Origin of the sequence: Bifidobacterium simiiventris (genome assembly GCF_019331715.1) — a bacterium.
Lineage (GTDB): Bacteria > Actinomycetota > Actinomycetes > Actinomycetales > Bifidobacteriaceae > Bifidobacterium > Bifidobacterium simiiventris.
In genome coordinates, this window is the sequence record NZ_JAHBBG010000001.1 from 143,851 (window position 1) to 156,716 (window position 12,866).

At 66.7% G+C, this 12,866-nt stretch carries 9 protein-coding genes; 3 read left to right on the forward strand and 6 right to left on the reverse strand.

The window, feature by feature from the left end; genetic code table 11:
• Nucleotides 1-25: 25 nt before the first annotated feature.
• The 6 genes from KIH76_RS00695 to mraZ form a co-directional block, all read right to left on the reverse strand.
• Nucleotides 26-1,537: a UDP-N-acetylmuramoyl-tripeptide--D-alanyl-D-alanine ligase gene (locus tag KIH76_RS00695; RefSeq protein ID WP_219069154.1), complete on the reverse strand. Its 1,512-nt coding sequence runs from the start codon at nt 1,535-1,537 to the stop codon at nt 26-28.
• Between the two features lie 101 nt (nt 1,538-1,638).
• On the reverse strand, nt 1,639-2,547 hold the full coding sequence (locus tag KIH76_RS00700) for a UDP-N-acetylmuramyl peptide synthase (protein WP_219068691.1): 909 nt from the start codon (nt 2,545-2,547) through the stop codon (nt 1,639-1,641).
• Nucleotides 2,548-2,574: 27 nt separating this feature from the next.
• Nucleotides 2,575-4,386, reverse strand: a complete 1,812-nt coding sequence (locus tag KIH76_RS00705; RefSeq protein WP_219068693.1) for a peptidoglycan D,D-transpeptidase FtsI family protein — start codon at nt 4,384-4,386, stop codon at nt 2,575-2,577.
• Nucleotides 4,383-4,955, reverse strand: coding sequence for a cell division protein FtsL (ftsL, locus tag KIH76_RS11495; RefSeq protein ID WP_236036731.1), 573 nt, complete (start codon nt 4,953-4,955; stop codon nt 4,383-4,385). Before ftsL ends, KIH76_RS00705 begins: the two co-directional genes overlap by 4 nt.
• Nucleotides 4,952-6,076 (reverse strand): 16S rRNA (cytosine(1402)-N(4))-methyltransferase RsmH, encoded by a 1,125-nt coding sequence (rsmH, locus tag KIH76_RS00715; protein ID WP_219068695.1) that lies wholly within the window; start codon nt 6,074-6,076, stop codon nt 4,952-4,954. Before rsmH ends, ftsL begins: the two co-directional genes overlap by 4 nt.
• Complete coding sequence (gene mraZ, locus KIH76_RS00720; protein WP_214373139.1) at nt 6,076-6,540, reverse strand: division/cell wall cluster transcriptional repressor MraZ; 465 nt, start codon at nt 6,538-6,540, stop codon at nt 6,076-6,078. Before mraZ ends, rsmH begins: the two co-directional genes overlap by 1 nt.
• A 342-nt stretch (nt 6,541-6,882) precedes the next feature.
• Here mraZ and KIH76_RS00725 point away from each other — a divergent pair, with 342 nt between their 5' ends.
• The 3 genes from KIH76_RS00725 to KIH76_RS00735 all read left to right on the forward strand — a co-directional run bounded on the left by KIH76_RS00725 (nt 6,883) and on the right by KIH76_RS00735 (nt 12,821).
• Nucleotides 6,883-9,162 carry a HelD family protein gene (locus KIH76_RS00725; protein ID WP_214373010.1) on the forward strand — a complete coding sequence of 760 codons (2,280 nt, stop codon included), beginning with the start codon at nt 6,883-6,885 and terminating at the stop codon, nt 9,160-9,162.
• 9 nt (nt 9,163-9,171) lie between these two features.
• Nucleotides 9,172-10,371 (forward strand): phosphoglycerate dehydrogenase, encoded by a 1,200-nt coding sequence (serA, locus tag KIH76_RS00730; protein ID WP_219068697.1) that lies wholly within the window; start codon nt 9,172-9,174, stop codon nt 10,369-10,371.
• Nucleotides 10,372-10,505: 134 nt separating this feature from the next.
• Nucleotides 10,506-12,821, forward strand: coding sequence for an alpha-galactosidase (locus KIH76_RS00735; protein WP_219068699.1), 2,316 nt, complete (start codon nt 10,506-10,508; stop codon nt 12,819-12,821).
• The last annotated feature ends 45 nt before the right edge of the window (nt 12,822-12,866 follow it).

The following is a 12,866-nucleotide window of genomic DNA, read 5'->3' on the forward strand; positions in this document are numbered from 1 at the left end:
TCTTGTTGCCCCTACCCCGGGCGCGCTACGCCTGCGGAGCCCAGCGCGAGGCCAGCGCGCTCAGCCCGGAGGCGTGCGACCCCTTGAGCAGCACGACCGACGACGTGTGTTCGGCGGCGAGCCGCATGACCAGCGTGTCCGCCTCGTCGGCACCATGCACCCAGTCTACCGAGACGCCGTCGCGGCCGGCGGCCGCGTCTCGCGCGCCTTGCGCAAGGTCCGATGCCAGTTCGTCGAGGTGCGGGTCGGTGCCTCCGACCGCCACGACCGCGTCGGCGCCGACCTCGACGGCGTAGCGACCCATCTGACGGTGCAGATCGGCTTCGTCACCGCCCAGTTCGAGCATCGCGCCGAGCACGGCGATGCGGTACGGCTTGTCGGCGTCCGACGCGTGCCATGCCGCGAGCCCGTCGAGTCCCGCGCGCATCGAATCGGGGTTCGCGTTGAACGAATCGTCGATCAGCGTGAACGAGGCCCCGTCGCGTTCGACGGCGGACACGGCCATGCGGTGCGCGCTGATGCGGTGCTGGCTGGCGAGCACGAGGGCGATGCGCTCGAGCGGCATGCCGAACTGCAGTGCGACGCTGGCGGCGGCCAGCGCGTTCATGACGTTGTGACGGCCGCGGATGCCGAGCGATACGGCGGTTTCGGCGCGTCCGCCGGCCGGGTCGGCTGCGATCATGGAGAACGCGGGATGCCCAGTCTCGTCCTGTGTGATGTCGCGCGCGGTGAGCGTGCCGATGCAGCGCGCGTCGTCCGCACGGCCGTCTGCCAGGTCGTCCGCGAGGCCGAACCAGCGCACTTTGCCCGGCGCGATGGCCTTCATCGCGGCCACGTGCGCGTCGTCGGCGTTGAGCACGCTCACTCCCCCGGGCAGCAGGCCGCGGACGATCTCGCTTTTCGCCTGGGCGATGCGCTCCACCGAGCCGAACTCGCCCAGATGCGCCACGCCGACCTTGAGTACCACGGCGACGTCGGGCGGCGCGATGGTGGTCAGACGCGCGATCTCGCCCACGTGGTTGGCGCCCATCTCCGCGACGAAGAATCGCGTGCCGGCGTTGACCTTCAGCGCGGTCAACGGCAGTCCGATCTCGTTGTTGAACGAGCCGACCGGAGCGACGGTCTCGCCCAGATCGCCCAGCAGATGCGACAGCAGGTCCTTGGTCGTGGTCTTGCCGACCGACCCGGTGATGCCGACGATGCTGAACGGCGAGGATTCGGCGCGGCGGCGTTCGAGGTTGTGCTTGGCGAGCAGGCCCAGCGCCGCGACGGTGTCGGGCACGACGATCTGCGCGATCGGCGCGTCGACCTCGTGGTCGACCAGCGCGCATGCCGCGCCCTGTCCGGCGACGGCACCGACGAAGTCATGGCCGTCCACGTGCTCACCGGCGATCGCCACGAACACCGATCCGGCGCCCGCCTGCCGCGAGTCGCTGACCGCCGAAGTCGCCACGGGGGCGTTCACGTCAAGCCCGTCCGCGCGCGTCAGTCGGCCGCCGACCGCTCTGGCGATCTCCTCGAGTCCCATCGGCATCATGCCGTTCGTGTTGCGTTCCGCCGTCATCTGTCACACCTCTCTTGTTGCTTACGTACGTTCCGTTGTCGCCCGTCGCGGCCGCGCGCCGCCGGGCCGGTGGCCTACTTGCCCAGATCCCTGCTCACGCGCAGCGCGTTGCGGATGTTGTTGCGCCGCACGCCCGCCGCCATCACCATCGCGATCGCCAGCGAGGACCGCTTTACGTCGCCGATGCCGGTGTCGTGCATCGAGGGGAACTGCATGGCGATCTGGTCCGATTCGACGCTGCGCCCGGTCAGGTGCGTCTGCGCGTCCATGATGAAGCCGTACCGTTCGCTCGCCTTGCGGGCGATGTCGCGGTTGCGCGGGTCGCTGTCCATGCCGTCGACGCCGAGCACGTCCACGTTGACGCCGCCGAGCGCGTCGGCCTGCAGCGTACGGTCGTCGAGCGCGATGACCACCGCGGCCGAACCGTCCTCCTGGCACACACCGAGCGTGCGCTGCAGGTCGAGCACGCCGATCGGATATTCCAGCGGCAGCGGCCGCTCGAGCGATTGCGATCCGGATGCGTCGATCACGCTGACCGGGTTGCCGAGCATGTGCAGCAGTCCCGACAGCCGCTTCACATTGCGGTGCATGTCCTCACCGTCCGTGTTCGACGAGCTCGAGGCGAGCGCGAACACGGCGAGCATGCTCGCCGGCGAGCCCGCCACGTCGTTCGCCATCGCGCCGAAGCGTTCGCCGGCCGTGTCTCCGATCAGCACCGGCAGTTCGGCGTCGGCCACGACGTCGCGGCTCTCCTCGGGCACCAGCGCGGCGTATGCGCCGTGTTCCAGCGCCTGTTCGATCATGTTCGCGTCCGCCGTCCCTCGAGGCACGTACAGCGCGCCAGGGGTGACGGACGCCACGCTGTCAGCGATCGAGTTGATCGTGACGTTGCCCGCGAACGGCGGCACCAACTCGTATCCGTAATGATCCGCAAGATAGCCCAGTGTGATCCGTTCGGAGACGCCCTCACTCACCGCACTCATCGCTTCGCCTTTCCGTCACGTCCGTCCCTACCATTCCACTGGGATAGCATCAGTACGTTCCGCGGACGGGGACACATTGTATTTCTGCATAAGGAATTCACCGATCGTGGCGAACACCGGGCCGGCGGTCAAGCCGCCGAACGAGCCGACCTTCGCGTCCTTCATCACGACGGTGATGACGAACCGCGGGTTGTCGGCCGGGATGATGCCCGACCAATCGGAGATGATCGACGTGAGCTTGCCGTCCTCGCCCGCGACCTCGGCGGTGCCGCTCTTCGCCGCGATGCGGTAGCCCGGCACCGACACCATGTTCTTGTACAGGTCGGAGACCGACTCCATCGCGTTGAGCACCTGCGAGGCGACGGATTCGTCGACGACGCGCACCGCGTTGCCGTTCTTCGTCTCGCTGACATGGCCGTTCGAGTCGGTGGTCGATGCGATCAGACGCAGCTTGGGCATGACGCCCTTGTTGCCGATCGTGGCGATGGCCTGCGTGATCTGCAGCGCGTTCATCGCGTAGCCCTGGCCGAACAGGACGGTGTTGCGCGTGCGCAGATCCCAGTCCTGGTAGTTCGACAGGATGCCGGCCGATTCGCCGGACAGGTCCAGTCCGGTCTTCTGGCCGATGCCGAACTTCTTCAGGTAGTCGTAGCGCTGCTGGTCGGAGTAGTTCGACGCGGACAGGATCATGCCGACGTTCGACGAGTTCTTGAGGATGCCCGCGTATGTCCAGTGCTCGTCGGCGTGCGTCTCGGCGTCCTTGTAGGTCTGGCCGTCGTCGGTGGTGATGGTATCGGGCACGGTGAACTGGTCGGTTGCCTTGTGCTGGCCTTCCTGCAGCACACCGGCCATCGTGAACACCTTGCCGATCGATCCCGGTTCGAAGACCTCGCTGACCACGCGCGACGTGTTGAGCTTGGCGTCGTCGCTGCCGGCCTCGTATTCGTCGGTGTCCTCGAGCGCGAGGATGTCGCCGGTCTTGATGTCGGCCACGACGGCCATCGCCCATGAGGCGTTGTATTTCGCCTTGCCGTCGATGAGCGCCTTCTTGACGTACCAGTCGACGTTGCTGTCGACGGTGAGCGTCACGTCCGAGCCGTTGACCGCGTCCTTGGAATCGGTGAGTGTGCCGGGGATCATCTCGCCGCCGAGTCCGCGCTGGTATACCTGGTAGCCGTCCGTGCCGGTCAGGGTCTTGTCGAGGCTGGCCTCGAGACCGGCCACGCCGTTGCCCTGCGCGTCGACGCCGCCGAGCACCGGGCCGAGCATGGTGCCGCCCGAGTAGACGCGTTCGTTGGTCAGTTCGCCGTAGACGATGCCGCCCAGGTGCAGGTCGTCGATCTTGCGCTTGATCTCAGGGGTCACGTCCTTGGCGATGACCGCGTAACGGCTGTTCGCGTCGCTGAGCTTGGCGCCGAGCTCCATCGCGTTCATGTCGGTGAACACGGTGGCGAGCAGGCGCGCGACGGCCGCCGCGCCGGTCGCGCCGACCGGCTTGCCGTTGATCTGGTGGCAGTAGCTTTCCTTGCCTTTGGCGCAGGTGGTCGGCGTGAACTCGTTGGCCAGTTGCGGGTCGGCGATGATGTTGTAGCGTTCGACGCTCTGCGCCAGGACGATGCCGTTCGCGTCGAGGATCTTGCCGCGCTTCGCATTGACGGTGATCTGCGTGGTGCGGCCCTGCGTGGCGGCGAGCGCCGTGTTCTTGCCGAGCAGCTGGAGGTTGGCCAGTTGCACGAGGCACCCCGTCGCCACGAAGGCGAGTGCGGCGGCGACCGCGAAGCAGCGTGATGCGAAGGAACGCAGCCGCTTGGCTTTCAGGGGTGGTCTGTTGTCGTTCACTGGGTGTTCCCTTCCTGCGACGTGGTCTTGCCGTCGGTGGAACCCGTGCCGTTCTTGGCGTCGGTTTTCGTCTTGCCGGTGGAGGATGCGTCGGTTCCGGGTGCCTGGTAGCCGCTCAGGTCGATGGACAGGGATCCTTGCTGGAGCACCATGCCCATTTCCTCGGCTTTCGCCGGCAGTGAGGATTCGAGCGCATCGAGCTTGGCCTGGTCCTCCTCCACGTCTTGGGTGAGCGTGTTGATGTTCGCCTGCACGGAGGCGGCCTCGAACGAGTTCTCGACCATCTGGGTGCGCAGTACGAGGGCGCCGACCAACGTGGCGGCGAGGAAGACGGCCGCGATCACGATGTGGATGAGCGAGGTGCTGCGCGATCTGGTCCACACGACGAGTCGGGTGATGCCGTTGGCGACGGCGCCGCGCGCCGAGGCCGATTCGGAGACGACGTGCAGTTCGGGGCGTACGGGGGCCGCTGACGTGGACGGGCGGCTGCTGGCCGACTGGCGGCTGGGCGCCGGCACCGCGTTGGAGCGCGACGAGCCGGAACGGATGGTTCTTCCGTGGCTGCTCATCGGCGGTTCCTTCCTTGCTTGGTGCGGCCGGCGGTCTTTTCGCCGCCGTGTGCGCGTCCGCGGGTTTCGCGGCGCGGCTGTCTGTCGTGTGTCTCGCGTGGGTCGGTGTCGCCTCGTTCATATCGGCGGCCGTTCTCGACGAGCCCGCGCATGCGGTGTTCGGGTATGGGTCTGGTCAGTTCGACGGCGCGCAGGCGCACGGATGCGGAGCGTGGGTTGGATGCGATCTCGGCTTCGTCAGCCTTGATCGCGCCGCGGGTCAGTTCCTTGAAGAACGGCTGCGCTTCGGGCGGGATCATCGGCAGGCCGGCGGGCGCGTCGACCTTCAGGCCCTCGTTCATGAAGCCTTTGACGGTTTTGTCTTCGAGCGAATGGTAGGACTCCACCACGAGGCGTGATCCGACGGCCATGTGGGCGGCGATCTGCGGCAGCGTGCGGGCGAGTTTGTCGAGCTCGCCGTTGACTTCGATGCGCAGCGCCTGGAAGACTCGTTTGGCGGGGTTGCCGGCCGGGCGGTGGGCCTGGGGCACGACCTCGTCCACAAGACGGTTGAGCTGGGCGGAGGTGGTCAGCGGTTCGCGTTCACGGCGCGAGACGATCTCGCGCGCGATTTGGCGCGCGAATTTCTCCTCGCCGTATTCGCGGAAGATGCGGGTCAGTCCCGGGGCCGAATATTCGGCGAGGATCCGGCGCGCGGTCAGTGTCTGGGTCACGTCCATGCGCATGTCGAGCGGGGCGTCATGCGAATAGGAGAAGCCGCGGTCGGTCTCGTCGATCTGCAGACTTGACAGGCCGAGATCCATGAACACGGCGTTCACTTCGTCGATGCCCAGGTCGTCGAGCACGTCGGCGAATTCGTCGAATGCGGCGTGGACGGGCGTGAACCGGTCGGCGAGGCCTTCATCGTCCATGCGCTTGGTGGCGAGGGCGAGCGCCTCGGTGTCGCGGTCGATGCCGATGAGCCGCGCGTGCGGCGCGGCCTTGAGGAAGTTCGTGGCGTGTCCGGCGAGGCCGAGCGTGCAGTCCACGGCCACGGCCCCGGGCTGCGCCAGGGCAGGCGCGACCAGATCCACGCACTGCTCGAGCAGCACTGGCTGGTGAATGGCTGTCACATCGATCATCAGAATCCCACCGCCGGTAATACATCGTCGGCGATGTCGGAATAACCCTGCTCCTGAGCGGCCAGGTATTCCTCCCACGCCTGTTTGTTCCAAATCTCCGCACGAGTGCCCACGCCGATCACGACCACATCGGTGCCGAGGTTCGCGTAGTCGCGCAGCATCTGCGGCACGAGGATGCGCCCCTGCTTGTCGGGTTCCTGGTCGACCGCGCCGGACAGGAACACGCGCAGGTAGTCGCGCGCGGCCTTGTTGCCCATCGACGTGCGCTGGATCTGCATGGCGATCCGGCGGAACTCGATCTGCGGCAGCAGGTAGACGCACCGCTCCTGGCCGCGTGCCATCACCATGCCCGGGCCGAGGGCCCCGCGCAGTTTGGCGGGCAGGGCGAGACGACCCTTCGCGTCGATCTTCGGCGTATAAGTGCCCAGCAGCAGCGGGGGCAACGCCCCGCCCATGCCGTCCATACCGCCCGCGTACTGGCTCGCGGAGGTGTTCTGGACGTTCTGCATGGTCTGCTGGTCGTCCATTTCCACCTCCTTGGTTCAGTTGTCGATCGGCCATCGGGCACACTCATGCCACAACTGGTTCACCACTTTACCCCACAGCCCGCCACAAAACCCCACCTTTTCACATTTTCCGCCCGTTTTTGGCATACTTCTTCCCCCAACTCCCCCGATCGGCACGACAGGCCGTGCGCGTTCACGAAAAGTTCATTCCGCCGCCGGGCCGGCGACCCCGCCGACGTAGGTGCCGGGGAGTACATTGGTATGCCTGAGTTTTCACCGGAGCCAAGGAGAGTAGAGGGCATGTCGGAATATTCGGCGCAGATCCACGAGGAGCAGCGGGCGGTCGATCGGGCCTACGGAAGGCTCGACGCGCTGCGCGCGCAGGTCAAGTCGCGGCTGGACACCGTCCGCGCGGCCGGATCCCACGGCTCGCCCACCCAGCGCACCGAACGCGACTCCTTCGCGACCATGTACGAGGACCGGCTCACCCAGATGCGCGCGGTCGAGGACCGTCTGGTCTTCGGCAGGCTCGACGACATCGACTCGAACCGACGCTACATCGGCCGCATAGGCCTGTCGAACGACAACCACGAGCCGATCCTGACCGATTGGCGCGCCGAGGCCGCGCGTCCGTTCTACGAGGCCACCCCGTCGAACCACGGCGACATCGTCATGCGCCGCCATCTGACGTTGCGTTTCCGCGAGGTGGTGGGCATCGAGGACGAGGTGCTCGACGTGGATTCCAGCCAGGTCGACCGTGCGGCCGCGTCCGGCACGCTGACCGGCGAGGGCGCGCTGCTCGCCTCGCTCAGTTCCCGGCGCACCGGCAAGATGACCGACATCGTCGCCACCATCCAGGCCGAACAGGACCGCATCATCCGCTCCGACATGAACCAGGCCGTGGTCGTGCAGGGCGGCCCGGGCACCGGCAAGACCGCGGTCGCGCTGCATCGCGCGGCCTATCTGCTGTATACGCACCGGCGCATGCTCGAACGCTCCGGCGTGCTCGTCGTCGGCCCGAGCTCCACGTTCCTGCGCTACATCGACCAGGTGCTCCCCTCGCTCGGCGAGACCGGCGTGGTCAGCCGCACCATCGCCGATCTGGTGCCCGGCTTCGCCGCCACCGCGACCGATTCGCCGACCGCCGCCATGCTCAAGGGAGACAAGCGCATGGCCCGTCTGGTCGCCGACGCGATCGCCGCGCGCGTGCGCGTGCCGGCCGATCTGCCGACCGTGCGCGTCAACGGCTTCGCCGTGCCGATGCTCGCCGTCGACATCAAGCAGGCGCAGCTGGACGCCAAGCGCACGCATCAGCCTCATAACAAGGCCCGTGAGACGTTCGTGCGCAGCATGCTCGCCGCGCTGCGCACCCGCTACGCGGAGCAGCTCGACTACACGCCGGACGAGGCCGAGCTCTCCCGCGTCACCTCGATGCTGCGCATGGACGACAAGGTGCGCAAGACCCTCAACCTCGCCTGGCTGCCCATGAACGCGCCATGGCTCATCGACCAGCTGTGGGCTCGCCCCGAACGACTGCGCTCCCTTGCGCCGTGGCTCACCGACGAGCAGATCCACGAGCTGGCCCGACCGAAGGGTTCCCCGCTGACGCGCTCGGACATCCCGCTGCTCGACGAGGCGATGGAACTGCTCGGCCCGGATCCGAAGACCGTCGGCCGCACGAGCGCGCAGGACGCGGCGCGTGCCGAGGAGGAGCAGTTCGCACGGGACACGCTGGCGCAGAACGGCATCGGCTCGGGCATCGTCACCGCGCAGATGCTGGTCGACAACATCAACGGCGCCGACACGGAGCTGACCGCGCAGCGTGCCGCATCCGACCGCGAATGGACGTACGGGCACATCGTCGTGGACGAGGCGCAGGAGCTGACCGCGATGGACTGGCGCATGCTCATGCGCCGCTGCCCGTCGCGCTCGTTCACCATCGTCGGCGACGTCGCGCAAACCTCAGCGCTGGGCGGCACCCGTTCGTGGCCGCGCGTGATGGACCGGCTGTTCGGCCGGGGCCACTGGAGCCTCAACGAGCTGACGATCGATTACCGCAACCCGCAGGAGGTGTCCGATCTCGCGTCACGCTTCGCCGAGGCGGAGGGACTGTACATCTCGACGGTTAAGGCGGTGCGCGCGCTGCCAGATTCGGTGCGCCGCGTCACCGTGGATGACCGCGCCGCGCTGCTGGACGACGTCGCTGCGCGCACGGTCGAGCTGACCCGCGAGTTCGTCGGGCAGGACGGCACCGGCCGCGTCGCCGTGATTACGCCCGACTCGCTGCGCGCCGACGTGCTGGCTCATGTGCGCGACGCCCTGCGCCGCGCGCTGCCGGCCGACCAGTTCGCGCGGCTGAGCGAGCAAAGCGCGTGGGACGAGCAGGTCAACGTGTGCGGCACGCAGGAGGTCAAGGGACTCGAATACGACGCGGTGGTCGTCGTGGAGCCCGGACTGATCGAACAGGAGGCGCCCTCGCGTCTGGTGGCCGCCTCGGACCTGTACGTGGCGATGACGCGTCCGACCCAGCGCCTGCTTATAGTGCGGACAAAAGCGGACGAAGACGACCTGAGCATCTAAGGTGGAACCATGCCTAAAGCGTTGTTATTGGAAAACATTCATCCCTTCGCCGCACAGTCGCTGCGCAACCACGGCTTCGAGGTCGAGACGCGCAAGGGCGCGCTGGGCGAGGATGAGCTCATCGACGCGCTGGAGGGCGTGGACCTGCTGGGCATCCGCTCGAAGACCAGCGTCACGCGCAAGGTGATCGACGCGTGCCCGAATCTGACGGCCGTCGGCTGCTTCTGCATCGGCACCAACCAGGTGGATCTCGACTATGCCGGCAAGCACGGCCTGGCGGTGTTCAACGCGCCGTACTCCAACACCCGTTCCGTGGTGGAGCTGGTGATCTGCGACATCATCTGCCTGCTGCGCCGCATCCCCGCGCACACGCACCATATGAAGCAGGGTGTGTGGGACAAGTCCGCCGCCGGCTCCCACGAGGTGCGCGGCAAGACGCTCGGCATCATCGGCTACGGCAACATCGGCTCGCAGCTGTCGGTGCTGGCCGAGGCGCTCGGCATGCGCGTCGTGTTCTACGACACCGAGGAGAAGCTCGCGATGGGCAACGCCCACCGCTGCGACACGCTCAACGAGCTGCTCGAACAGTCCGACGCGGTGTCGATCCATGTGGACGGCCGCAAGGAGAACACCGGCTTCTTTGACGAGGAGCAGTTCCAGCACATGAAGCAGGACGCGATCTTCATCAACCTGTCGCGCGGCTTCGTGGCCGATCTCGACTCGCTCAAGCGTCATCTCGACTCCGGCCACATCTCCGGCGCGGCCGTCGACGTATTCCCTGTCGAGCCGAAGAAGGTCGGCGACCCGTTCTCCACGCCGCTGGCCGACGAGGACAACATGATCCTCACCCCGCACATCGGCGGCTCGACCCTGGAGGCGCAGGAGGCCATCGGACACTTCGTCTCGCAGCGTCTCGAGGACTACTGGGAGAAGGGCTCCACGATGCTGTCGGTGAACCTGCCGCAGATCACGCTGACCTCCCTGCCCGGCACCGCCCGCATCGCCCACCTGCATGCGAACCTGCCCGGCGTGCTCGCCAAGGTCAACCGCGTGCTCGGCGAGGAGAACATCAACATCGCCGCCCAGGCCCTCGGCACCGAAGGCGAGCTCGGCTACGTGGTCACCGACGTGTCCCAGACCCCGAGCGCGGCGGCGTTGGACGCGCTGCGCCACATCGAGGGCACCATCCGCATGCGTGTCATCCGCTAGTCGCCTGGTTCGGTGTCGTTCATCCGTATCCGTCCGTAGTCCGCATCCATCTATATCCGTCCGCGCCGCGCTCCGTCTTCCCGGCAGAGCGCGGCGTTGTCATATCCATGATCGCCGGGAACGCAGGGGCTTATATGGGCATCGTATTCCACGAATCGGGCAACGTATTCCACATCATGAACCGCGGGTTCAGCTACATCTTCATGGTGCTGAAGAACGGACAGCTCGGGCAACTGTATTTCGGCGCTCCCCTAGCCGACCGCGACGGCTTCGAACATATGCTGGTCGCCGCGCACCGCGACATGGCCCCCTGCCCGTTCAAAGGCGACGGCGATTTCTCGATGGAGGACATCAAACAGGAGTATCCGGTCAACGGCAACGGCGATCTGCGCAACGTCGCGTGCGTGATCGAGACGCCGGACGGCGCGCGCAACGCGGCTTTCCGGTACGTCTCGCACCGTATCCTCCCCGGCAAGCCGACGCTCGACGGACTGCCAGCCACGTACGTCGAATATGACGACGAGGCGGAGACGCTCGAGATCACGCTGCGCGACGATCTGCTGGATCTGCGCATGATCCTGAGCTACACGACGTACCGCGACCTGCCGGTGCTCACGCGCAACGTGCGGTTCGTCAACGACAGTATCGCGGCCGATGACGGCAGCACGACCGGCGGCGCCGACGCAGCCGACGCTGACGGCACGGTCACGCTGCGCCGCGCCCTGAGCGCCAGCCTCGACCTGCCGGACGCGCGCTGGAGCATGATGCAGTTCACCGGCGCGTGGGGCCGCGAGCGCCGCCCGCAGACGTTCCGGCTGCATACCGGCGTGCAGGAGATCTATTCGCTGCGCGGTCACAGCAGCCACCAGTTCAACCCGTTCCTGATATTGAAGCGTCCGAACACGAACGAATCCGCAGGCGAGGCGATCGGCGCGGCGCTCGTGTACAGCGGCAATTTCCTCGGTTCGGTGGAGGTCGACAACTATCACGTCACCCGGCTGATGATGGGCATCCATCCCGAAGGGTTTGCGTGGACCCTGCGGCCCGGAGAAACGTTCCAGACGCCGGAGATGGTGGTCGCGTACACGCGCGACGGGCTGAACGCGTTGAGCCAGTCGTTCCACACGCTGTTTCGCACGCGGCTCGCCCGCGGCTATTGGCGCGACCGGCCGCGGCCGATCCTCATCAACAGCTGGGAGTCCACGTACATGAGGTTCGACGAGGCGAAACTGTTGTCGATCGCGGGCAAGGCTCATGAACTGGGCATCGATCTGTTCGTGCTGGACGACGGCTGGTTCGGCCACCGCGACGACGCGACGAGCTCGTTGGGCGATTGGACGGCGGACCGGCGCAAGTTGCCGGACGGCGTCGAGGGATTGGCGAGGAAGATCAACGATCTGGGCATGATGTTCGGCCTGTGGTTCGAGCCGGAGATGGTCAGCCGGGATTCGGACCTGTACCGTGCGCATCCGGATTGGATGATCCGTGTGCCCGGCCGGGAGCCGTTGCAGGGCCGCAACCAGTACGAGCTTGACCTGAGCAAGAGCGAGGTGGTCGACTATCTGTTCGACTCGATGAGTGCGATTCTCGCGTCCGGCCGCGTCTCGTATGTCAAGTGGGATATGAACCGCAGCATCACCGACGTGTTCTCGCAAGGCCGGCCGGCCGCGTTCCAGGGCGAGCTGCTGCACCGGCAGATCCTTGGCGTGTACGCGCTGTACGAGCGGCTGACATCCGCGCTCCCGAAGGTGCTGTTCGAGTCGTGCGCCTCGGGCGGCGCTCGGTTCGATCCGGGCATGCTGTATTACGCGCCGCAGGGTTGGATTTCCGACGATACGGATGCGGCGGAGCGCGTGAAGATCCAGTTCGGCACGTCGTATGCGTATCCGGTCTCCAGCATGGGCAGTCATGTTTCGGCGGTGCCGAACCATCAGCTCATGCGCGTCACGCCATTGAAGACCCGCGCGGACGTCGCGTATTTCGGCACGTTCGGCTACGAGCTGGATGTGAATCGGATGACGGACGGCGAGCAGGAGCAGATGCGCCGGCAGATCGCGTTCATGAAATCGCATCGCGAGCTGATCGATACGGGCGACTTTTTCCGGCTGATCAGTCCGTTCGACGAGTCGGAAGTGGGATTGCAGCCGGGTGCGGAGGCCGCGTGGATGGTGGTGTCGGCCGATCGACGGCATGCGCTGGTCGGCTACTATCGCATGATCATGCCGGTCAACGAAGGCTATCGCACGCTGCGATTGGCCGGACTCGACCCGGCTGAGACGTACACGGTGCGCGACACCGAGTTCCCGTTGCCGGCGTCGCGGTTCACGTACGGCGGCGACGAGCTGATGGCCCGCGGTTTCGACATCTCCGACACCGGGTTCGGCCCGTTCACCACCGACATGTATCAGGGCGACTATCTGACCCGCCTGTTCGAGGTCGACGCGGTCTGATCTGTGTGCCCGTGCGACGCATCGCTCCCGCTCGCGGATCTCGTA